Source organism: Streptomyces sp. NPDC050147 (genome assembly GCF_040660195.1).
Classification (GTDB): domain Bacteria; phylum Actinomycetota; class Actinomycetes; order Streptomycetales; family Streptomycetaceae; genus Streptomyces.
This window is the reverse complement of record NZ_JBFALJ010000004.1, coordinates 64011-86535: the sequence shown is the minus strand read 5'-3', so window position 1 is coordinate 86535 and position 22525 is coordinate 64011. Positions and strand designations below refer to the sequence as shown.

Here is a 22525-nt window from a genome sequence, read left to right as displayed (position 1 = left end):
CGATGGGCACGCGATGCGAACCCCACCTCCCTTCCAGAGCGCGTCAGCGGGCGCACGACGACCGTCTCCCTTGAAAACGGCGTTGAGGGAAGACATTTGCCGGTATTTCACCCCATCGGCGTTGATTCGCGGCACTTGGCCCGTAAGAAACACGGGTACCACGTACACGTTTCAGCAAACGGGGACCATCAACCCGGCAAGCGACCGGCTCGTTTCAGATCAGCTCAGGTCAACTCAGATCAGCACAGGGGCAGCGTCACCGTGATGCGCTTGCCGCCGCCGCGTTCCAGGACGAGGGTGATCTCCGTGGCCAGTTCACGGACGAGAGGCCACCCGAACCCGCCCTCGCCGCCCGGCCTCGTATGCGAGTCGGTGGTGTTCCGCTGCTGCGGCAGGTCCGTCGAACGGTCGCCCACCGTCACCCGCATCTCGTCGGCCTCCGCGCTCACCTCGAACCGGGTGACGCCATCGCCGTGCCGCAGCGCGTTGGTGAACAACTCTGATACCACGAGCAGAATGTCGGTCAAGGTGCGTTCGGTGACCGCGCCTTCGCCTCGGTCGGTCCGGTGCCGCAGGACACACCGCACGTGTGCGCGCGCCGCGGCCGCCGTGGGCGGGAGTGACGAAGCGGCCGGCGGCGCCGCCGAGCGCTCGTTCTCGCGGGGCCAGTCGGATGGTGCGTCGGAACTCACGCGCGGGACTCCTTCACAGGGCCGTGGACAGCGTCGTACCGAGGCCCTCGGCCGACCCGGAGTTCCCCGAGGTGCCCGTCATCTCGAACGGCCCGTTTCACGTGCTGTTCGGGGCGCACATTCTACGAACACGCGCCTGCCGGTGACACACTCCGTTCACTTCCCGGACCGCCACCCGTCGCACCGCCTGACGGCAAGTCTTCACGGCAAGATCACAGAGTGGATTCGTCATGCGGTACCCATGACCGGCCCATGACAGAAAGGAATCCCTTCATGGCCAAGCTCCGCAGACCCCGCGGCGTCCTCGCCCGCCCCGCCCTGCCCCGCATCGCTCTCGTCGCGGCGCTCGCGGCGGTCGCCGCGACCGCGCCCCTGGGCTCCGGCGCCCTCGCGGCCACGGCGCTGCCCGCCGTCCAGCCGCGCGCCGAGACCCCCGCCCTGCACGACGACGACGCGGGCGGCAACGCCGACGCCGACGACCCGGCGATCTGGCGCAACCCCGCCGACCCGGGCCGCAGCCTGGTCGTCGCCACCGCCAAAGAGGGCGGACTGCGCGTGTACGACCTCTCCGCGCGCGAGGTGCAGTCCGTTCCCGCACCCGCGGCGCCCGGACCCGAGGACGCGCCCGGACGCTTCAACAACGTCGACCTGGTGCACGGACTGCGGCTGCCGTCGGGCCGCGCCGACCTGGCCGTGACGAGCGACCGCGGCAACGACCGGCTGCGCGTCTACCGCATCGACCGCGAACGCTCCGGCGGCCCGCTCACCGACGTCACCGACCCGTCCGCGGCGCCCGTCTTCTCGTCCTCGCAGGCGGAGATGAACGAGCAGCGCACGGCGTACGGCCTCGCGACCTGGACAGACCCCTCCACGGGCCGGTCGTACGCTCTGGTCAGCCAGCGGGAGCGGACCCGCGTCGCTCTCCTCGAACTGACCCCGAAGAGCGACGGCACGGTCGGCTACCGCAAGGTCCGCACGATCGACCTGCCCACCGACTTCCGCCTGCCCGACGGCAGTTCCTGGTCGCCCTGCGGTGAGCCGGGCGAACTGCCGCAGGTGGAGGGCATGGTCGTGGATCCGGCCGATGGCACGCTCTACGCCGGCCAGGAGGACGTCGGCATCTGGCGGCTGCGCGCCGACCTGACGGGCAAGCCCCAACTGATCGACAAGGTACGTGAGTACGGCGTCCCCGCGACGTACGACCCCGTGACCGAGGAGTGCGCCGCGGGCGCCGACCCGGGCTATGGCGGCAAGCGCCTCAAGGCCGACGTCGAGGGTCTGACGCTCCTTGACGAAGGTGACGGCGACGGCTACCTGCTGGCCTCCAGCCAGGGCGACAACACCTTCGCCGCGTACGACCGTGAGGTGTCCGACCGCAACGAGTACGAGGGCGGCTTCCGCGTCACCGCCGCCTCCGCCACGCTCGACGGCTCCGAGGAATGTGACGGCGCCGCGGTCCTCAACAAGCCGCTCGGCGCCGCTTACCCGCATGGCCTGCTCGTCGTGCAGGACGGTCAGGACACACCCGGTGACCCCGAGCGGGCCTCCACCGGCTTCAAGTTCGTGGATCTGGGCGACGTACTCGACGCCGTCGACGACTGACCCGGCGACCGCGGGCAGCTCCTCCGGCGGGCGAACGCCGGCCGGAGGGCTACCCGGCCGCCCACATGCCGCGCACGTGACCGAGGTGGCGGGTCATCACCGCGCGTACGGCGTCCTCGTCGCGGGCGAGCAGCGCGTCGAGGATCTCCAGATGCTCCTCGGCCGATGCCTGAAGACGGCCCGCGTCGACCAGCGCCTGGAGTCCGTACAGGCGGGAGCGCTTGCGGAGGTCGCCGACCACCTCGACGAGGTGGTCGTTGCCGGAGAGCGCGAGCAGACCGAGGTGGAAGCGGATGTCGGCCTCGACGTAGGCGATGAGGTCACCGTCGGCCGCCGCCGTGACGATCTCCCGCGCGACCGGCCGCAGGGCTTCGAGCGCGGCGGCGTCCGCCGATGTGGCGAGCTCCGCCGTGGTGGGGATCTCGATCAGCGCGCGGATGTGCTTGTACTCGTCGAGCTGCTTCTCGGAGACCGCTGTGACCCGGAAACCCTTGTTCGGCACCGTGTCGACCAGCCCCTCCTTGGCCAGGTCCAGCATGGCCTCGCGGACCGGGGTGGCGGAGACGCCGAAGCGTACGGCGAGGGTGGGGGCCGAGTAGACCTCGCCCGCGCGCAGTTCACCCGCGATGAGCGCGGCGCGCAGCGCGTCCGCGACCCGCTCGCGGTAGCTGCTGCGTGTCCCGCCCAGGCTCGGCAGGGCGGCGGGGGCTGCGGACGGACCACGGTTGCGCTGGACGGCGGCCATGGGAAGGGTTCCTCCTGGGTGCAATGTCACGTGCCATGAGTGCCACGGGCCACGAGTATCCCAGCCCGCCAGGGCCGCTAGAGCCTTAGAGCACGAAGCCCGCAGGGAAGGGGTCGTCCGGGTCGAGGAGGTACTGCGCGGTGCCGGTCACCCAGGCGCGCCCGGTGAAGCTGGGCAGTACGGCGGGGACGCCCGCGACCTCGGTGGTGCCGAGCAGCCGTCCGCTGAACCGCGTGCCGATGAAGGACTCGTTGACGAACTCCGTGTCCAGCGGAAGCTCTCCGCGCGCATGGAGCTGGGCCATGCGCGCGCTCGTCCCCGTGCCACACGGCGAGCGGTCGAACCAGCCGGGGTGGATGGCCATCGCGTGCCGGGAGTACCGGGCGGTGGCGCCGGGCGCGTGGAGGTGTACGTGGTGGCAGCCGCGGATGGAAGGGTCCTCGGGGTGCACCGGCTCGTCCTCGGCGTTGATCGCCGCCATCAGCGAGAGGCCCGCCGCGAGGATCTCGTCCTTGCGCCCGCGCTCGAAGGGGAGGCCGAACTGGTCCAGGGGCAGGATCGCGTAGAAGTTCCCGCCGTAGGCCAGGTCGTACGTCACCGAACGGCCGTCGGGCAGGGTGATCTTGCGGTCGAGAGCGACGGCGAAGGACGGCACGTTGCGCAGCGTGACGGCCTTCGCCGCGCCGTCCTCGACGGTGACCTCGGCGACGACCAGGCCCGCCGGGGTGTCGAGGCGGAGCGTGGTGACCGGCTCGACGACCTCGACCATGCCGGTCTCGACGAGGACGGTGGCGACGCCGATGGTGCCGTGCCCGCACATCGGCAGATAGCCCGAGACCTCGATGTAGATCACGCCGTAGTCGCAGTCGGGCCGGGTGGGCGGCTGGAGGATCGCGCCGCTCATCGCCGCGTGGCCGCGCGGTTCGTTCATCAGGAGCTGCTTGATGTCATCGCGGTGCTCGCGGAAGTGGAGCCTGCGCTCGTTCATCGTCGTGCCGGGGACGGTGCCGATGCCGCCGGTGATCACCCGCGTCGGCATGCCTTCGGTGTGCGAGTCGACCGCGTGCAGGACGAGTTTGCTGCGCATTTCCGGTGCCTTTCGTACGGGGGCGGGGCGGCCTGGGAAGGTACCGCTAGGCGAGCCCGGCGGCGATGGCCCGTTCGGAGGCGGTGCGCACGGCCTTCTCCTGCTCGGGCAGCAGCGGTACCCGTGGGGGGCGGCAGGGGCCGCCGTGCCGTCCGGCGATGTCCATGGACAGCTTGATGGCCTGGACGAACTCGGGCTTGGAGTCCCAGCGGAGCAGGGGGTGCAGTTGCCGGTAGAGCTTGCCCGCGGTGGCCAGGTCACCGGCCACGGCGGCACGGTACAGCTCGACGGACGCGGCGGGCAGCATGTTCGGGTATCCGGCGATCCAGCCCTTGGCGCCCGCGACCGCGAGTTCGAGCAGGACGTCGTCAGCGCCGATCAACAGGTCGAGCTCAGGGGCGAGTTCGGCGATCCGGTACGCACGGCGCACGTCGCCGGAGAACTCCTTGACGCCGTGCACGTACCCCTCGGCGTGCAGTTTCGCGAGGAGTTCGGGCACCAGGTCGACCTTGGTGTCGATGGGGTTGTTGTACGCGACGACGGGGAGGCCCGCCTTCGCGACCTCCTCGTAGTGGGCGAGAACGGAGCGTTCGTCGGCGCGGTAGGCGTTCGGCGGGAGCAGCATCACGCAGGCGCAGCCCGCGTCCTTGGCCTGCTCGGCCCAGCGGCGGGCCTCGGCGGAGCCGTAGGCGGCGACGCCGGGCATCACGCGCCGCCCGCCGACCGCCGTGACGGCGGTCTCCACGACCTTGGCGCGCTCCTCGGGGGTCAGGACCTGGTACTCGCCGAGCGATCCGTTGGGCACGACGCCGTCGCAGCCGTTCTCGACGAGCCAGGCGCAGTGTTCGGCGTAACGGCCGTAGTTGACGGAGAGGTCGTCGTTCAGGGGCAGGGCGGTGGCGACGAGGACGCCGTGCCAGGGGCGGGGGTGGTCGGGGGGTGTGGGCGTGGGCGGGGTTATCGGTGTGGTCATGGGCGTGGTCCCTTCGGTGCGGGTCAGAGGGAGGGGTCCTGCTCGCCTACGTCTTCGTCTTCGCCTACGTTGTCGTCTTCGTCGGTGGTCTGCGCGAGTACGCCGAGCGGCACCGGCCGGGCGAACGGCCGCCGCGCGGAGCGCTCCTCGCAGCCCGCGAGTTCGGCGACGGCCGCCGAGCACATGCGGCCCTGGCACCAGCCCATGCCGGCCCGGGTCAGGAGTTTCACGGTCCGCACGTCCGTGGCCCCGAGTTCCTCGACGGCCTCGCGGACCGCCGATGCCGGAACCTCCTCGCAGCGGCAGACGAGGGTGTCGTCGCGAAGCTGCTCGGCCCAGTGCGCGGGCGGCGCGTACACGGCGCCGATCGCGGCGGCGAACTTACGTGCCTTCTTGCGGGCCGCGGCTGCGGCGGCCCATGCGCGCGGGTCCGGTGTGCTCCCCTGGAGCCGGGCGGCGGCCGAGCGTCCGGCGATGTGGCCTTCGGCGAGGGAGAGTGCGGCGCCGCCGATGCCTGTCGCCTCGCCCGCGGCCCAGACGCCGGGGACGTCGGTGCGCTGCTCGGAGTCGACGGCGACGTTCACGCCGTCCACCCGGCAGCCGAGCCCCTCGGCGAGATCGGTGTGCGGCAGCATGCCGTGGCCGACGGCCAGGGTGTCGCAGTCGACGCGCCGCTCGGTGCCGGGCCTGACCCGCCCCGCCGCGTCGAGCGCGGCGATGGTCACCGCGTCGAGCGCGTGCTTGCCGTGTGCCTCGACGACGGTGTGACGCGACGCCACCGGCACGCCGTGCCGCAGCAGTTGGGTGGCGTACCAGGCGCCTTCGGCGAGCTTGTCCGGATGGGCGGCGAGGGTGGCAGCGTGCCGCGCGAAGGGTTCGGGTCCCGCGGACTCGACCAGGGCGGCCACCTTCGCCCCGGCCGCCGCGAGCCCGACGGCGACGGGCATGAGCAGCGGCCCGGTCCCGGCCACGACGGCAGTGCGCCCCGGCAGGACGAGCCCTCCCTTGAGCATGGCCTGCGCGCCACCGGCGGTGATCACGCCGGGCAGGGTCCAGCCGGGGAACGGCAGGACCTTCTCGTACCCCCCGGTCGCGAGAAGCACGGCGTCGGCGTGCACGGCCACGGACTCTTCCTGCCCGGGGCCGAGCAGCGCGTGCACGGTGAAACCTGGCCCGGCGGGGCGGGCGGGGTCGACATCCGTGGACGCGGCCTCGGCGCGAGCCGCCACCCCGGAGCCTCTGCCGGACCCGGCCACCGACGACCGCCCATCGGTCGCCGTGCCGACCACCGCATCGCCCACATGCCCCGCACCACCGCATGGCACAACGGAGGCCGGTGCGCCGGATGCCACTGCGGACCGCTCGCCGGGCCCCGGTGTCGTCCGCCGCACGGCCGCCGACGCGCCTGTGAAGCCGCGCTCCACGAACCAGACATGATGCTCCGTCAAGTGCGTGACGCGGCCCGACGCGATGTGTTCCGCGAGCCCGTCCCGCAGCCGTTCCCACGTACGCCACTGGTGGTGCAAGGCCTGCGGCCGACGCGCGCCGAGCGCTGCGGCGGGCTGCCGGTAGAACTGCCCGCCCGCCTGCCCGGCCGAGTCGACCAGCGTCACCCGGACGCCCCGCCGAGCCGCGGCGAGCGCCGCCGCGAGACCTGCGGGCCCCGCGCCGATCACGGCGAGCGTGTGCGGAGTACTCATCGCCCACACCCCGTCTCCCCGTCGTGACCGGTGCCTTCCTGTGTCCGGATCTCGGCTCCCGGCGTGGCCGGTACCAGGCAAGCCCGCTGGTTCGCCCGCCCGTCGACCTCCACCAGGCAGTCGAAGCAGACCCCGATTCCGCAGAAAACACCCCTTGGTTCGCCGCTCCGTCTCGTGGTGCGCCATGCCGTGATTCCTGCCGCCCAGAGCGCGGCGGCCACCGTCTGGCCCGGCAGGGCCGGGATGTCGCGGCCATTGAACGTGACCGTGTGGGGCGGGCCCGGGTGGGCGTCGGTCAGGGCCAGCGGGGTGCGTCTGGTCACTGCGCCTCCTTGGGCGGGCTTTCGGCGAAACGGTCGGGGAGGAACGGGGTGAGGTCCAGGTCCGGGGTCGCGCCGCGCAGCACCTGGGCGATCAAGTGCCCCGTACCCGTGGCGAGTCCGATCCCCGCGCCCTCGTGACCGCAGGCGTGGATCATCCCCGGCACCCGGGCGTCAGGACCGATGGCGGGGAGGTGATCCGGCAGGTAGGGGCGGAAGCCGACGTACGCACGCATCGCGCGGACGTCCGCGAGGAACGGGAAGAGCCGGGTCGCCCCCGCCGCCAAGGCCCGCACGACCGGCAGCGAGAAGCTCCGGTCGAAGCCGACCCGCTCACGGCTCGCGCCGATCAGGACCGGCCCCGCCGCCGTGCCCTCGACCACCGGCGACGTCTGGAGCGCGGCGGACCCGCTGGCCACGTCCGCCACGTAGTCGGCGGCGTAGACCTTGTGCCGGACCATGCGCGGCAGCGGCTCCGTGACCAGGACGAAGCCGCGCCTCGGCAGCACGGGCAGGGCGACTCCGGCGAGGGCGGCGAGCTCGCCACCCCAGGTGCCCGCCGCGTTCACCACGTACGGGGCCTGGATCTCGCCTTGGTCCGTGCGCACCCCCCGTACTGCACCGCCCGCGGTCCGCAACAGGGCGGTGACGGCCCATCCCGTACGCAGCTCGGCTCCCAAGCCGCGAGCCAGGCGCACCAGTTGGGCCGCGGCCAGCGACGGCATCACCTGGGCGTCCTGCGGGTAGAAGACGCCGCCCGCCGTGCCGGGAGCGAGATTCGGTTCCAGGTCGTACAGTTCGTCGGCCGCGACGGCTCTCGCGTCGACCCCGGCTTCGCGCTGGCCCGAGGCGAACTCCCCCAGCGCCGCAAGCCCTTCACCGGAGGAGGCGACGACCACGCCACCCTTGGCGTCGAACTCGATGTTCGCGCCCACGCCCGGTTCCGTGGTCAGTTCCGTCCACAACCGGCTGGACAGCAGGGCGAGTTCGAGTTCGGGTCCGGGTTCCTTGTCGGAGACGAGAATGTTCCCCTCGCCGGAGCCGGTCGTGCCGCCGGCCACCGGGCCGCGGTCCACCAGGACGACACGCAGTCCGGCGCGCGCCGCGTACAGGGCACAGGCGGCGCCCACCATCCCGGCGCCGACCACCACAACATCGCAGGTCAGCCGCTTTGTCACGCCAGTACTATGTCACATGTTCCCTTACGGGCCAAGGGTCTCTACGCTGGCGGAAACCGCCCAGAGCAATGCACCCCGGCCCCAGAACGGGGCAGAAAAGGTGAACCCCATGGCCAAGTCGAAGGCGCGCAAGAACGGCCTGTACCCCGAGATCTCCGAGGAGCTCTCCGCCCTGATGAGGACGGGCTGGGCCGACACCGAGCAGCGAGACCTGCGCCCGGCCGAACAGGCCCCGCACGCCGTGCGCCGCCGCGCCGCCCTGTCCGCACTGTTCCCGGGCGAGCGCCTGGTGATCCCCTCGGGAAAGCTCAAGGTCCGCTCGAACGACAGCCATTACCCCTTCCGCCCGTACTCCGCGTACGTCCACATGACCGGCGACCGGGCACGGGACTGCGCCCTCGTCCTCGAACCGCGCGCCGGGGGCACCGGCCACGACGCGTACCTCTACCAACTCCCCCGCGACAGCCGGGAGAGCGACGAGTTCTGGACCGGCATGACGGCCGAGCTGTGGATGGGCCGCCGGCGCAGCCTCGCCGAGTCCGAGCTGCTCCTCGGCCTGCCCTGCCGCGACGTCCGCGACGCCCCGGCCGAACTGGCGGCGTCGCCGGACGTGCCGACCCGCATCGTGCGCGGCCACGACCCGGTGCTGGAGGAGGCCGTGACGACCGACGAGCAGCGCGACGCCGGGCTGGAGGAGGCGCTCTCGGGTCTGCGCCTGGTCAAGGACGAATGGGAGATCGGCGAACTGCGCAAGGCGGTGGACTCCACGGTCCGTGGATTCACGGACGTGGTGCGGGAGTTGGCGACCGCGGTCGCCACGTCGGAGCGCTGGATCGAGGGGACCTTCTTCCGCCGCGCCCGCCTGGAGGGCAACCACATCGGCTACGGATCGATCTGCGCGGCGGGCGAGCACGCCACGATCATGCACTGGGAGGACAACGACGGCCCGGTGCGCCCCGGCGAACTCCTCCTCCTTGACGCGGGCGTGGAGACCCACACCCTCTACACCGCCGACGTCACGCGCACCCTCCCGATCGACGGCACCTTCACTCCGCTCCAACGCAGGATCTACGACGCGGTGTTCGAGGCGCAGGAGGCGGGCATCGCCGCCGTGAAGCCGGGCGCCGCGTACCGCGACTTCCATGACACGGCGCAGCGGCACCTCGCGTACACGCTCGTCGAGTGGGGCCTCCTCGACGGCGACCCGGAGCGGGTCTTCGAGCTCGCGCTGCAGCGCCGCTTCACCATGGCGGGCACAGGCCACATGCTCGGCCTCGACGTCCATGACTGCGCCCAGGCGCGCACCGAGGAGTACGTCGGCGGCGTACTGGAGGAGGGCATGGTGCTCACCGTCGAACCCGGCCTGTACTTCCAGCCGGACGACCTCACCGTGCCCGAGGAGTACCGGGGCATCGGGGTCCGGATCGAGGACGACATCCTCGTCACGGCCGACGGCAACGAGAACCTGTCGGCGGGCCTCCCGCGGGAGTCCGCGGCGGTCGAGGCCTGGATGGGCCGCCTGGTGGACGGCCGCTGAAGCGGGGAGAGCCGACGGGGCGCGGGCCCCGTGACCCCTCTATACACCCCGTATATACACACTATGTATAGTGCTCGCATGCCCGCTGCGAAAAGCAAGATGAAGAGATCGGCCCCAGGGTTCCGTCGAGCCGCTTTCCTGACGGCCATGACCGCCGCGGTCATGGCCGTCACCCTGACCGGATGCACCAAGGTGGACACCACCTCCCCCAGCTCCGTGCGCAAGGACGCCGCATCGGTGAGCGTCAAGGGCCAGGCGAAACTCGGGACGGTCGACTGCCGCAAGGCGAAGTGCGTGGCCCTGACGTTCGACGCGGGGCCGAGCGAGAACTCGGCGCGGCTGCTCGACATCCTCAAGGAGGAGAAGGTGCCCGCCACGTTCTTCCTGCTCGGCAAGAACCACATAGTCGAACACCCCGGGCTCGTGAAGCGCATGGACGCCGAAGGGCATGAGGTGGCGAGCCACACCTGGTCGCACAAGATCCTCACCGACATCACACCGGACGAGGCACACGAGGAACTGCGCAGGCCCAACGAGGCGATAGAGAAGCTGATCGGCCGCAAGCCGACGCTGATGCGCCCGCCGCAGGGCCGCACCAACCCGGACGTCAACAAGATCTCACGCGAGGAAGGCCTCTCGGAGATCTTGTGGAGCGTGACCGCCAAGGACTACACGACCAACGACTCCGCCCTGATCCAGAAGCGTGTCGTCGATCAGACCAAGCGGGACGGCATCATCCTGCTGCACGACATCTACAAGGGAACGGTGCCCGCGGTGCCGGGCATCATCGACGAGTTGAAGAAGCGCGGCTACGTCTTCGTGACGGTCCCGCAGCTGCTCGCGCCGGGGAAGGCCGAGCCGGGCAAGGTCTACCGCCCGTAGAAGGCGAGTAGCAGGCGAGTTTCGCCTCCGGGTCCTGGCAGTATCGCCGTGTGGCTCTCTTCCGTATCGACCGGGAATCATCCTTGCCCGCCGACGACGTCTGGCGCCGGCTCACCACGTGGGAGCGGCATGCCGACGTGGTCCCGCTGACGCGGGTCGTCGTCCGGACACCGCCGCCCAGCGGGGAGGGAACGGTGTTCGTCGCCCGCACCGGGCTCGGGCGGGTCTGCTTCGACGACGTGATGGAGGTCGTGACGTGGCGCCCGGCAGCGGCCGGCGGTGGCCTGTGCCGGCTGGAGAAGCGGGGGTCGTTCGTCTCGGGGTGGGCGGAGGTCGAGGTGGCCCCCCGGTCCGGGGCGGCCGGTTCGACAGTCGTCTGGCAGGAGGAACTGCGCGTGCGGTGGCTGCCGAGGGTCTTCGACAGGGTGCTCGCGGCCGCCGCTCGACGGATGTTCGGGCGGGCGGTGGACGGACTGCTCACCTCTCCCCCGCCACGCCCTTTCACCTGACCGGCCCCGAACCTCAGGGCCCGTCTCGGCCCCGCCTCAGCCTCGCGAAGCCTGTGACCGTCCGTGCAGGGTCCGTGCCAGCCTCGGGCCCAGCCAGCGCTTCATCCGGCGCAGGGGCTCCAACTGCTCGGCGGCGCGGTCGATCCGGTAGTACAGCTGCGGCGGGATGTGCGGAAGCAGCGGTGAGTGGCGCTGGCCGAGGAGCGCGAACATCTGCGCCGGGTCGAGGCCGATGTAGCGCGGCAGGTTCTCGTACCACTGGGCGCTGTAGCGGGCCGCGCTCTGGACGGACAGGAGGGCGGCCCGCCGTTCCCGCTCGTAGCTCGCGAGGGCGGGGGTGAGCTCCGGGTCTCCCCGCAGGGCGCCCGCCAGGGCGATCGCGTCCTCCAGGGCGAGCGTCGTGCCCGCGCCGATCGAGTAGTGCGTGGTGTGCGCGGCGTCGCCGAGCAGGACGACGTTGCCGCGGTGCCACGTCCGGTTGGTCAGCGTCCGGAAGTTGAGCCACTGCGCGCTGCCGTCGGCCTGCGCGCGGCCGATCAGACGGTGCCCGTCCAGCGGACCGGCGAAGAGCCGCTCCAGGAGGGCGAGTCCGTCGGCCTCGCTCGCCTCGTGCAGGCCGAGGCCCGTCCAGGTCTCCGGGGAGCACTCGACGACGCAGGTGCTCCGCTCGTCGCTGAAACGGTAGCCGTAGCACCAGATCCAGCCGTGCGCGGTCTCCACGAAGGCGAAGGTGAAGGAGTCGAAGACCTTGGTGGTGCCGAGCCAGATGTACTTGTTCCGGCCGAGCGCGATCTCTGCGCCGAAGTGGTCCGTGTGGCGCTCGCGCAGGGCGCTCCTGACACCGTCCCCCGCGACGATCAGATCGGCGTGGGGCAGCTGGGCCGCGTCGGTGATCTCCCGCTCGTACTCGACGCGTACGCCGAGTGATCGGGCCCGGCTCGCGAGGATGTCGAGGAGGCGGTGGCGCCCGATGCCGTGTCCCTCGTCGCCGTGGTGGACCGTCGTACGGTCGCCGACGTGCGCGATGCCGTCGCTCCAGCGGACCGAGTTCTCGCTGATGGCGCGCGCGGACTCGGGGTCACCGGCGTGGAGCTTGTCGAGCAGGCCGCCCCAGTAGGTGACTCCCCAGCCGTACGTGGACCCGGCGGGGTTGCGCTCGTGGACGGTGATGTCGTGGGACGGGTCCTGCCGCTTGAGCAGGATCGAGAGGTAGAGGGCGGCGGGCCCGCCACCGACGCAGGCGACCTTCACATACGCTCCCATTGCGTCACAAAAGGGTCAATTTGTGACGCAACGTAGCAGAGACCGCAGCTTCCGCCGTGGATCTCAGGCCACGGACCCGATGCGCCCCGTAGGCCGCCGCGAGCCGTCGTGGTGGATCGGCGTGTGCGCGCCCGTCAGCGAGACCCCGCTGCCGCCCCGCCGGTTCGCGACGATCTCCGCAGCGATCGAGAGGGCCGTCTCCTCCGGGGTGCGCGCGCCCAGGTCGAGGCCGATGGGCGAGCGGAGCCTGGCCAGCTCCAGCTCGCTCACGCCGACTTCGCGCAGCCGCTTGTTGCGGTCCTCGTGCGTGCGGCGCGATCCCATCGCGCCCACGTAGGCGACCGGCAGACGCAGGGCCAGTTCGAGCAGCGGCACGTCGAACTTGGCGTCGTGCGTCAGGACGCACAGGACGGTGCGGCCGTCGACCTCCGTCCGCTCCAGGTAGGTGTGCGGCCACTCGACGACGATCTCGTCCGCGTCCGGGAAGCGCGCCGCCGTGGCGAACACGGGCCGCGCGTCGCAGACGGTCACGCGGTAGCCGAGGAACGTGCCGATCTTGACGAGCGCCGACGCGAAGTCGATGGCGCCGAACACGATCATGCGGGGCGGCGGGACGCTCGACTCGACGAGGAGCGTGAGCGGCTGCCCGCAGCGCGAGCCGTCCTCGCCGATCTCCACCGTGCCGGTGCGCCCCGCGTCCAGCATCGCGCGGGCCTCGCCCGCAGCGGTGCGGTCCAGCTCGGGATGTCCGCCGAGGCCGCCCTCATGAGGGGCGTCGGCGTCCGCACGTACGAGAAGAGCCCGGCCCACGAGTTCCGCGGGGCCGGAGGTGACGCGGGCGACGGCCGCGGCCTCGCCCGCGGTGGCGACCGCGAGCGCGGAGGCGATGACCGGCCGCGCGGAGGAGTCCGCGCGGACCGGGGTGACGAGGATGTCGATGATGCCGCCGCAGGTCAGGCCCACGGCGAACGCGTCCTCGTCGCTGTATCCGAAGCGCTCCAGGACGCTTTCGCCGTCTTCGAGCGCCTGTCGGCACAGTTCGTAGACGGCGCCTTCCACACACCCGCCGGAGACGGAGCCGATGGCCGTGCCGTCGGAGTCGACGGCCAGGGCCGCACCGGGCTGCCGGGGCGCGCTGCCGCCGACCGCCACCACGGTGGCGACGGCGAAGTCGCGTCCCTGCTCGACCCACCGGTGCAGCTCTTCGGCGATGTCCAGCATGTCCGTCTCCTAACGGGTGTGTGGTTACCAGAATGGGCTACTTGACGCCCATCCAGTTCTCGATCGGATGGAGCGCGAAGAAGGCGAGGAACACGAGCGCGAGCACCCACATGAGCCAGCCGATGTCACGGGCCCTGCCCTGGACGGCCTTGATCAGGACGTGGGCGATGACACCGGCCGCGATACCCACCGTGATGGAGTACGTGAACGGCATCAGGACCGTGGTCAGGAACACCGGGATGCTGGTGGCCTGGTCGGTCCAGTCGATGTGCCGGGCGTTGCTCAGCATCATCGCGCCGATGACGACGAGCGCGGCGGCGGCGACCTGGGTGGGGATGAGCTGGGCCAGCGGAGTGAAGAAGAGACACAGCGTGAAGGCGAGGCCCGTGACCACGCTCGCGAAGCCGGTGCGCGCGCCGTCGCCGACGCCCGCGGTGGACTCGACGAAGACGGTCTGGCCGGAGGCACCGGCGAATCCGCCGACGACGCCACCGGCACCGTCGATCGCCAGGGCCTTGCTCAGACCCGGCATCTTGCCGTCCTTGTCGGCGAGGTTGGCCTGCTGGCCGATGCCGATGATGGTGCCCATGGCGTCGAAGAAGCCGGCGAGGACCAGGGTGAAGACGATGACGCCCACGGTGATGGCGCCGATGTCGCCGATCCCGCTGAAGGACACCTCGCCGAAGAGGCCGAAGTCGGGCGATGAGACGATGGAACCGTCGAGCTCCGGGGCGTTCAGGCCCCAGTCCTTGGGGCCCATGCCCGCGAGCTGGTGGACGATCGCGGCGAAGACGGTGCCGCCGACGATGCCGATGAGGATCGAGCCCGGGACCTTGCGGACCTGGAGCAGGAAGATCAGCAGGACGGTGACGGCGAAGCAGAGGACGGGCCAGCCCATCAGCTTGTCGTCGATGCCCATCTGGATCGGCTTCGCGCCCATGTCGCCGTGCTTGGACGGCATGGAGGTGACGAAGCCCGCCTGGACCAGGCCGATCAGGGTGACGAACATGCCGATGCCCATGGTGATGGCGTGCTTCAGCGCCAGGGGGATCGCGTCCATGATCAGCGTCCGCAGGCCGGTGAGGACCAGCAGGATGATGATGACGCCGTAGATGACGCACATCGCCATCGCGTTGCCCCAGGTCATCTCCGGGGCGACCTGGAAGGCCATGACGGCGGAGACCCCGAGACCAGCCGCCAGGGCCAGCGGCACGTTGCCGAGGATGCCCATGACGATGGTGGTGGCGGCCGCCGCGAAGACGGTGGCGGTGGTCAGCTGATCACCGTCGAGGCGGTGTCCCGTGGCGTCGGGCACCGAGAGGATCACCGGGTTGAGCAGGATGATGTAGGCCATCGCCATGAAGGTGGTGATGCCGCCACGCACCTCCCGACCGACCGTCGACCCTCTGTGGGTTATGTGGAAGTACCGGTCGAGCCAAGATCTGCCGGCCGGGACGCGTGAGCCGTTGCCCGCGTCCTCTGCCGATGTCTTCGGCTCGGTTGACTGCTGGGTCATGGTGCCTAACTCCCAAGGTTCAAAGGGGCACCCGCATCAGGCTGTGGTGTGAAGGGTGGGGCCTGAGGAGACTGCGGGATTTGGGATGGTGCGTTTGGCTGCACGACCCGGGGGACGGCCCGAGACGAACTGGGGCTCCGAAGAGCGTGGGTGCTGCGTGGTTCTGCTTGGGTTCTGCGATGACCGCGAGCGGTGCGGTACTGGGGTTCTCCGGGCGGCGCGGGCGTCGGGAAGTGTGACGTTCCGAGGGAGGCACGCGCCGCCCGGAGAGATCGTGGGATCAGGTGCCGGTGAGGTGTTCGGGACGTACCGGCGTCCTGTTCAGCTCCAGACCCGTCGCGTTCCGGATCGCCGCGAGGACGGCCGGGGTCGACGAGAGGGTCGGGGCCTCGCCCATGCCGCGAAGGCCGTAGGGCGCGTTCGGGTCGGCCAGTTCGAGCACGTCGACGGGGATCGTCGGCGTGTCGAGGATGGTCGGGATGAGGTAGTCCGTGAAGGAGGGGTTGCGCACCTTCGCGGTCTTCGGGTCGACGATGATCTCTTCCATCACCGCGACGCCCAGGCCCTGGGTGGTACCGCCCTGGATCTGGCCGACGACGGAGAGCGGGTTGAGTGCCTTGCCGACGTCCTGGGCGGTGGCGAGCTCGATGACCTTGACCAGGCCGAGCTCGGTGTCCACCTCGACGACCGCGCGGTGCGCGGCGAACGAGTACTGGACGTGGCCGTTGCCCTGACCGGTCTTCTTGTCGAAGGCCACGGTCGGACGGTGGCGCCACTCGGCCTCGACCTCGACGCTCTCGCCGTCGAGCAGTTCGGCCAGGTCCGCGAGGGCCTCGCCGCCGTCGGTGACGACCTTGCCGCCCTCCAGGACCAGTTCGGCGGTGGCCCACGCGGGGTGGTAGGAGCCGAACTTGCGGCGGCCGATCTCCAGGACCTTCTCGCGGACGAGCTCGCAGGAGTTCTTGACCGCGCCACCGGTGACGTACGTCTGACGGGACGCGGACGTCGAGCCGGCGCTGCCCACCTGGGTGTCGGCGGGGTGGATGGTCACCTGCTGGACGCCGAGCTCGGTGCGGGCGATCTGCGCGTGGACGGTGATGCCGCCCTGGCCGACCTCCGCCATCGCGGTGTGCACGGTCGCGACCGGCTCGCCGTTGATGACCTCCATGCGCACCTTGGCGGTGGAGTAGTCGTCGAAGCCCTCGGAGAAGCCGACGTTCTTGATGCCGACCGCGTAGCCGACGCCGCGTACGACGCCTTCGCCGTGCGTGGTGTTGGAGAGACCGCCGGGCAGCGCGCGGACGTCCGCGCCCTCGCTGGACTCCCACTGGCGCTCGGGCGGCAGCGGACGGGCCTTGACGCGGCGCAGGATCTCCGCGACCGGGGCCGGCGAGTCGACCGGCTGTCCCGTCGGCATGATCGTGCCCTGCGACATGGCGTTGAGCTGGCGGAACTCGACCCGGTCCATGCCCACCTTGTCGGCGAGCTTGTCCATCTGGGCCTCGTAGGCGAAGCACGCCTGGACCGCGCCGAAGCCGCGCATCGCGCCGCACGGCGGGTTGTTCGAGTAGAGGGCGATCGCCTCGATGTCGACGTCGTCGATCACGTACGGACCGACCGACAGGGACGAGGCGTTGCCCACGACCGCCGGGGAGGCCGACGCGTAGGCGCCGCCGTCCAGGACGATCCTGCACTTCATGTGCGTGAGCTTGCCGTCCTTGGTGGCGCCGTGCTCGTAGTAGAGCTTGGCCGGATGGCGGTGCACGTGGCCGAAGAAGGACTCGAAGCGGTTGTAGACGATCTTGACCGGCTTGCCGGTGCGCAGCGCCAGGAGGCAGGCGTGGATCTGCATCGAGATGTCCTCGCGGCCACCGAAAGCGCCGCCGACGCCGGAGAGCGTCATGCGCACCTTCTCCTCGGGCAGGCCGAGGACGGGGGCGATCTGTTCGAGGTCCGAGTGCAGCCACTGGGTGGCGACGTACAGGTCGACGCCGCCGTCCTCGGCCGGCACGGCGAGGCCGGACTCCGGGCCGAGGAAGGCCTGGTCCTGCATGCCGAAGGTGTACTCGCCCTTGACGATGAAGTCGGCCTTCTTTGCGGCCTCTTCGGCGTTGCCCCGGATGATCGGCTGGTTGTGCACGATGTTCGGGTGCGGGACGTGCTTGATGTACTCGTCGGTGCGGCCCTCGTGCACGAGGACGGCGTCCGGAGCGGTCGCCGAGGCCTCGTCGGTGATGACGGGCAGTTCCTTGTACTCGACCACGATCTTCGCGGCGGCACGGCGTGCGGTCTCCGGGTGGTCGGCGGCCACGAGGGCGACCGGCTCACCGTGGTGACGGACCTTGCCGTGGGCGAGGACCGGGGTGTCCTGGATCTCCAGGCCGTAGTTCTTCATCTCGGCCGGCAGGTCGTCGTACGTCAGGACGGCGTAGACGCCGGGGGTCTTGAGCGCCTCGACGGTGTCGATCGAGAGGATCTCGGCGTGCGCCACGGTGCTGCGGAGCGTCTGACCCCAGAGCATGTCCTCGTGCCACATGTCCGAGGAGTAGGCGAACTCACCGGTGACCTTCAGGGTGCCGTCCGGGCGGAGCGTGGACTCGCCGATGCCGCCCTTGTTGTGCTTCTGGGTGACTTCGGTGGGCGCGCCCGTGGTGGTCTTGGTTCCAGCCATGATCAGACCGTCTCTTCCTGACGGGCGGCCGCCAGGCGGACCGCGTCCAGGATCTTCTCGTAACCGGTGCAGCGGCAGAGGTTGCCGGAGAGCGCCTCACGGATGTCGGCGTCCGACGGCGAGGCGTTGCGCTCGAGGAGCTCGTCGGCCGCGACGAGGAGACCGGGGGTGCAGAAGCCGCACTGGACGGCGCCGGCGTCGATGAACGCCTGCTGGATCGGGGACAGTTCACCGCCCTCACCGGTCTGGCCGTCGGTGCCCTTGGCCTGCCACTGGCGGGCCTCCTGGAGGCTGGTGCCGCCGCAGACGGAGCCGCAGGCGCCGCCCGGGTGGGCGGTCTCGCGGTGCTTGGCGTAGTCGGCCAGGCCCTCGACGGTGACGATCTCGCGGCCCTCGGCCTGTCCGGCGGCGACCAGACAGGAACACACCGGTACGCCGTCGAGGCGGACGGTGCAGGAACCGCACTCGCCCTGCTCACAGGCGTTCTTCGAACCGGGGAGCCCCATGCGCTCGCGCAGGACGTAGAGGAGGGACTCGCCCTCCCAGACGTCGTCGGCTTCCTGCTGACGGCCATTGACCGTGAAGTTCACGCGCATTATGCGACTCCCTCAGTGCTGCGGCCGTTGCCGCGGTACGACTCCCAGGTCCAGCCGAGCGTGCGGCGGGCCATGATGCCGACGGCGTGCCGGCGGTAGTTCGCCGTGCCGCGGACGTCGTCGATCGGATTGGCGGCACCGGAGGCGAGCTCCGCGAACTGCTTGGCGATCGAGGGGGTGATGATTTTCCCGCTGTCCCAGAAGCCGCCCTCTTCGAGCGCCGCGTTCAGGAATTCCTCGGCGGCCTTGGCCCGGATGGGGGTCGGGGCCGCGGAGCCGATGCCGGTCCGTACGGTCCGCGTCTCGGGGTGCAGGGCGATACCGAAGGCGCACACGGCGATGACCATCGCGTTGCGGGTGCCGACCTTCGAGTACTGCTGCGGGCCGTCGGCCTTCTTGATGTGGACGGACTTGATCAGCTCGTCCTGGGCGAGGGCGTTGCGCTTCACGCCGGTGTAGAAGTCGTCGATCGGGATGAGACGCGAGCCGCGCACGGACTCCACCTCGACCTCGCAGTCGGCGGCGAGCAGCGCCGGGTGGGCGTCGCCGGCCGGGGACGCCGTGCCGAGGTTGCCGCCGACGCCGCCGCGGTTGCGGATCTGCGGGGACGCGACCGTGTGCGAGGCGAGCGCGAGACCGGGAAGCTCCGTGCGCAGCTCCTCCATGATCTGGGTGTACGGAACGGAGGCGCCCAGCTGGACCGTCTCCTCGCCCACCGCCCACTCGCGCAGTTCGGCGATGCGGTTGAGGTCAAGCAGGTACTCGGGACGACGGTGGTCGAAGTTGATCTCGACCATCACGTCGGTGCCACCCGCAATCGGCACAGCTGTCGGGTGCTCGGCCTTGGCGGCGAGCGCCTCCTCCCAGCTGGCGGGGCGAAGGAAGTCCATGAGGCTCTCTTCTTCGTATCGTGGGTCGTTCGCTTCGGGGGACTTCGTTCCGGCCACTCGGGCCATTCGTCCCTCGACTGCTCGTTCATGTGCTGTTAACGCGGAGTGGGGCAAGTACACCGCCCCGCCGTCCGATGGGGTCAGTCACCGAAACCATGAAGGAGTTGGCTGGCCAAGCCGCGCGTCTTGTAGATTCGTATGAAGAACGGGCCCCAGCAACCTCGCGGAATCCCCCTGGAAACCGGAGGTACCCCAGGACACAAGGGGCTCGGGTCGACAGGTGGCGACACAGAGTCGACAGACCTGGACTGTCTGTACATCCCATTCGAGACAAGATCGGCGGCGACCACCATGCGGCTGCGCGCACTCCTTGACACCGACGCGCTGGGCCTGCGGCTGCTCGGCGGTGAGGAAGAGCTCGACCGCACCGTGCGCGGTGTGATGACCACGGACCTGCGCGACCCCAGCCGGTACCTCGCGGGCGGCGAGCTGGTCCTGACCGGTCTCGCCTGGCGGCGCGACGCCTCGGACACGGAGCCCTTCGTACGCATTCTCGCGAGCGCCGGAGTGGCGGCGCTCGCGGCGGGCGAGGCCGAGCTGGGTGACATCCCGGACGACATCGTCGAGGCCTGCGCCCGGCACCGCCTGCCGCTGTTCGCCGTGAACGAGTCGGTCGCCTTCGCCACGATCACCGAGCACGTCGTACGCCAGGTCTCCGGCGAGCGGGCCGGTGACCTGGCGGCCGTCGTGGACCGGCACCGCCGCCTGATGACCTCTGGCCCCACCGGCGGCGGCCCCGACGTCGTCCTCGACCTGCTCGGCTCCGACCTGGACCTGCGGGCCTGGGTCCTGTCCCCCGCGGGCCGCGCCATCGCGGGGTCGAGCGCCGCGGGCCCCGCCCTGCCGACGGCCGTGTGCGCCCGTCTGGCGGGCGAGCACCTGGCCGCGGTCCGCACGGGACGCCGGGGCCCCCACCGGGTCCAGGTGGACGGCTCGACGTACTCCCTGTTCCCCATTCGGAGCAGTGGGCGCGGCTCCGGTACCGCCGCGGCGGCGGCGAGCGCGGCGGCGCTGCGCGACGTGCGCGAGACGGTCCTCTCGGACTGGTTCCTGGCGGTCGAGGCGGACGCGGGCGACTGGCCCGAGGAGCGGCTCGACCTGCTGCAGGGCGTCACCCAGCTGATCGCGGTGGAGCGCGACCGGCGCGACGCCGCACGGACCGTACGGCGCAGGCTGGCCCAGGAGGTCCTTGAGCTGGTCCAGACAGGCGCGGCCCCGGCGGAGATCGCGGCGCGCCTGCGGGTCGCCGCCCCCGTGCTGCTGCCGGGCCTGGGCGCGGCGCCGCACTGGCAGGTCGTGGTGGCCCGCGTGGAGTGGGACGGGGACGAGATCGAGGGCGGCCCGGTGGCCCAGTCCCTCCTGGAGGAGATCCTCGTGGCCCCTTCCGCGGATGCTCGGACGGACGCGAACAGGCAGGGTTCCGTCTCGGGGGGCGGCGCTGAGCTGTTCGACCGCATCGCGGTGGCCCATACGGGTGACGAGGCGATCGCGCTCGTACCGTTGCCCGCGGTCTCCGCGGAGCACGACGGTTCGGAGACGGGCCTGCTGGCCGATTCCCTTCTGGAGTCCGTCCGCGACCCCCTCTCGGCGGGCCTCGACGGCGACGGCCGCCTCACGCTGGGCGTCAGCGCGTCCGTGCACTCGGCGGAGGGCCTGCGCGGCGCATTGGAGGAGGCGCGGCACGCCCGCCGGGTCGCCGCGGCGCGTCCGGGGCGGGTCTGTGCGGCGGGCCACCAGGAGCTGGCTTCGCACGTCCTGCTGTTGCCCTTCGTCCCCGACGACGTGCGCCGGGCGTTCACGGCCCGCCTGCTCGACCCGCTGCGGGACTACGACCGGCGTCACCGGGCGGAGCTCATCCCGACCCTGGAGGCGTTCTTGGACTGCGACGGTTCCTGGACGCGGTGCGCGGCGCGGCTGCACCTCCACGTCAACACGTTGCGCTACCGAGTGGGCCGTATCGAGCAGTTGACGGGTCGTGACCTTTCGCGCCTCGAGGACAAGCTCGATTTCTTCCTGGCACTGCGCATGAGCTGACACGGGCGACCCGCGCCGAACACCTCTCATGACCCGCCCTTTGTGAAATCTTTCACCCAGCCCCTTGGCCGAGTGCGCCCATCCATGCTGAGATGCGCCCACGACTCAACAGCTCAATGGCGTGCTCGGGGAGGGCAACGTGGCGCATACCGCCATGTCTGGTTCCGGAACGACTGCAGGGGACGATCCACTCCAGACCGCGGTATGGCGGCTGCGCTCGCGCGGCTGTTGGACCGACGCGGCCGCGCTGCTGGCCTCGCGGGAGGGCCCGGGACCCGCACTGCAGAGAACCTCGCTCCTGGTGGAGCGGTGCCTGTTCACGGGAGAGGGCTGGGCAGAGGCGGAGGACGGGCTGCGGACCGCCGAGGCGCTGGCCGTGGAGGACGAGGACCGCGGCGCCGCCGCCTGCGAGCGCGGCCAGCTCGCGTACGCCTCCACGGTGCTCGCGGTGCGGGACCGGGCCGACGAGGCGCGTACGGCACTGGGGCGGGCGGCGGCGCTCCTCGCCCCCAACACGCCGGGACGTCCCCTGCTCGACTTCCGCCGGGGTCTGATCGCCGAGCACATCGCGAATTCACCTCAGGCGGCGCGGGCGGCCTACCGGCGGGCGCATGCGGGGGCGACCGCGCACGGCGACCCCTTGCTGCTCTCCTTCACCTGGCGTCACCTGGCCGGACTCGCCCTGCGTGAGGGCGAGTTGGCCGAGGCGCGGCATGGCTTCGCGGAGTCGCTGCGGATTCGCGAGGAGCTGGGGTATCTGGTGGGTACGGCGCCCGCGCTGGCCGCGCTGGCCGATGCGGAGCCTGAACCGGAGGCGGGGCGGCTTCGGGCCGAGGCGGCTCGGCTCTTTCGGTTGATGGGCGGGGTGCCGTCGTGGCTGGCGCAGCAGTTGTCGCCGCCGGCGCCGGCGGCGTGACGTAAGAGCGGTTGCTTTGTCGCCGTTGATCACCGGCTCCGCCGAGTTCGTCCTCAATCGCCGGACGGGCTGATATTTCAGCCCGTCCGGCGTTTGAGGACATCTTGTACGGGGGGCCAGGGGGCGGAGCCCC

General features: G+C 71.1%; 19 protein-coding genes. 6 read left to right on the top strand and 13 right to left on the bottom strand.

Annotated elements, in window-relative coordinates; all coding sequences use genetic code 11:
• Positions 1-239 precede the first annotated feature (239 nt).
• Positions 240-692 (bottom strand): ATP-binding protein, encoded by a 453-nt coding sequence (locus tag AB0I94_RS09050; protein ID WP_363308802.1) that lies wholly within the window; start codon positions 690-692, stop codon positions 240-242.
• A 273-nt stretch (positions 693-965) separates the two neighbouring features.
• On the opposite strand from AB0I94_RS09050, the gene AB0I94_RS09045 reads away from it, so the two are divergent.
• Positions 966-2294: a phytase gene (locus tag AB0I94_RS09045; protein ID WP_363308801.1), complete on the top strand. Its 1329-nt coding sequence runs from the start codon at positions 966-968 to the stop codon at positions 2292-2294.
• A 49-nt stretch (positions 2295-2343) separates the two neighbouring features.
• Here the strand turns inward: AB0I94_RS09045 and AB0I94_RS09040 are convergent, their stop codons facing one another.
• The 6 genes from AB0I94_RS09040 to AB0I94_RS09015 all read right to left on the bottom strand — a co-directional run bounded on the left by AB0I94_RS09040 (position 2344) and on the right by AB0I94_RS09015 (position 8297).
• Positions 2344-3039 (bottom strand): GntR family transcriptional regulator, encoded by a 696-nt coding sequence (locus AB0I94_RS09040; RefSeq protein WP_363308800.1) that lies wholly within the window; start codon positions 3037-3039, stop codon positions 2344-2346.
• A gap of 85 nt (positions 3040-3124) precedes the next feature.
• On the bottom strand, positions 3125-4126 hold the full coding sequence (locus tag AB0I94_RS09035; protein ID WP_363308799.1) for a proline racemase family protein: 1002 nt from the start codon (positions 4124-4126) through the stop codon (positions 3125-3127).
• A gap of 46 nt (positions 4127-4172) precedes the next feature.
• Positions 4173-5099, bottom strand: coding sequence for a dihydrodipicolinate synthase family protein (locus tag AB0I94_RS09030; protein WP_363308798.1), 927 nt, complete (start codon positions 5097-5099; stop codon positions 4173-4175).
• 23 nt (positions 5100-5122) lie between these two features.
• The gene (locus AB0I94_RS09025; RefSeq protein ID WP_363308797.1) at positions 5123-6799 is read right to left on the bottom strand and encodes an FAD-dependent oxidoreductase; all 1677 of its coding nucleotides are present in this window, start codon (positions 6797-6799) and stop codon (positions 5123-5125) included.
• A complete protein-coding gene (locus AB0I94_RS09020; protein ID WP_363308796.1) occupies positions 6796-7122 on the bottom strand; it encodes a (2Fe-2S)-binding protein in 327 nt (108 codons plus the stop codon). Before AB0I94_RS09020 ends, AB0I94_RS09025 begins: the two co-directional genes overlap by 4 nt.
• A complete protein-coding gene (locus AB0I94_RS09015) occupies positions 7119-8297 on the bottom strand; it encodes an FAD-binding oxidoreductase (RefSeq protein WP_363308795.1) in 1179 nt (392 codons plus the stop codon). The genes AB0I94_RS09020 and AB0I94_RS09015 overlap by 4 nt, the downstream gene beginning before the upstream one ends.
• Positions 8298-8406: 109 nt before the next feature.
• Here AB0I94_RS09015 and AB0I94_RS09010 point away from each other — a divergent pair, with 109 nt between their 5' ends.
• The 3 genes from AB0I94_RS09010 (at position 8407) to AB0I94_RS09000 (ending at position 11225) form a co-directional block, all read left to right on the top strand.
• On the top strand, positions 8407-9834 hold the full coding sequence (locus tag AB0I94_RS09010) for an aminopeptidase P family protein (RefSeq protein ID WP_363308794.1): 1428 nt from the start codon (positions 8407-8409) through the stop codon (positions 9832-9834).
• A gap of 147 nt (positions 9835-9981) precedes the next feature.
• On the top strand, positions 9982-10716 hold the full coding sequence (locus AB0I94_RS09005) for a polysaccharide deacetylase family protein (RefSeq protein WP_363308793.1): 735 nt from the start codon (positions 9982-9984) through the stop codon (positions 10714-10716).
• A gap of 50 nt (positions 10717-10766) precedes the next feature.
• The gene (locus AB0I94_RS09000; protein WP_363308792.1) at positions 10767-11225 is read left to right on the top strand and encodes an SRPBCC family protein; all 459 of its coding nucleotides are present in this window, start codon (positions 10767-10769) and stop codon (positions 11223-11225) included.
• 36 nt (positions 11226-11261) lie between these two features.
• Here AB0I94_RS09000 and AB0I94_RS08995 read toward each other — a convergent pair whose 3' ends face one another.
• The 6 genes from AB0I94_RS08995 to AB0I94_RS08970 form a co-directional block, all read right to left on the bottom strand.
• Complete coding sequence (locus AB0I94_RS08995; protein WP_363308791.1) at positions 11262-12488, bottom strand: FAD-dependent monooxygenase; 1227 nt, start codon at positions 12486-12488, stop codon at positions 11262-11264.
• Between the two features lie 63 nt (positions 12489-12551).
• Positions 12552-13709, bottom strand: a complete 1158-nt coding sequence (locus AB0I94_RS08990; RefSeq protein WP_363308790.1) for an XdhC/CoxI family protein — start codon at positions 13707-13709, stop codon at positions 12552-12554.
• Positions 13710-13746: 37 nt separating this feature from the next.
• Positions 13747-15225 carry an NCS2 family permease gene (locus tag AB0I94_RS08985; RefSeq protein WP_363308789.1) on the bottom strand — a complete coding sequence of 493 codons (1479 nt, stop codon included), beginning with the start codon at positions 15223-15225 and terminating at the stop codon, positions 13747-13749.
• Between the two features lie 280 nt (positions 15226-15505).
• Positions 15506-17896 carry a molybdopterin cofactor-binding domain-containing protein gene (locus AB0I94_RS08980; RefSeq protein WP_363308788.1) on the bottom strand — a complete coding sequence of 797 codons (2391 nt, stop codon included), beginning with the start codon at positions 17894-17896 and terminating at the stop codon, positions 15506-15508.
• A gap of 2 nt (positions 17897-17898) precedes the next feature.
• Positions 17899-18492, bottom strand: coding sequence for a (2Fe-2S)-binding protein (locus AB0I94_RS08975; protein ID WP_363308787.1), 594 nt, complete (start codon positions 18490-18492; stop codon positions 17899-17901).
• Positions 18492-19382, bottom strand: coding sequence for a xanthine dehydrogenase family protein subunit M (locus AB0I94_RS08970; RefSeq protein WP_363308786.1), 891 nt, complete (start codon positions 19380-19382; stop codon positions 18492-18494). The genes AB0I94_RS08975 and AB0I94_RS08970 overlap by 1 nt, the downstream gene beginning before the upstream one ends.
• 351 nt (positions 19383-19733) lie before the next feature.
• Here AB0I94_RS08970 and AB0I94_RS08965 point away from each other — a divergent pair, with 351 nt between their 5' ends.
• Entirely contained in the window at positions 19734-21476 is a 1743-nt protein-coding gene (locus tag AB0I94_RS08965) for a PucR family transcriptional regulator ligand-binding domain-containing protein (protein WP_363308785.1), read from the top strand.
• 154 nt (positions 21477-21630) lie between these two features.
• On the top strand, positions 21631-22392 hold the full coding sequence (locus tag AB0I94_RS08960) for a hypothetical protein (RefSeq protein WP_363308784.1): 762 nt from the start codon (positions 21631-21633) through the stop codon (positions 22390-22392).
• The last annotated feature ends 133 nt before the right edge of the window (positions 22393-22525 follow it).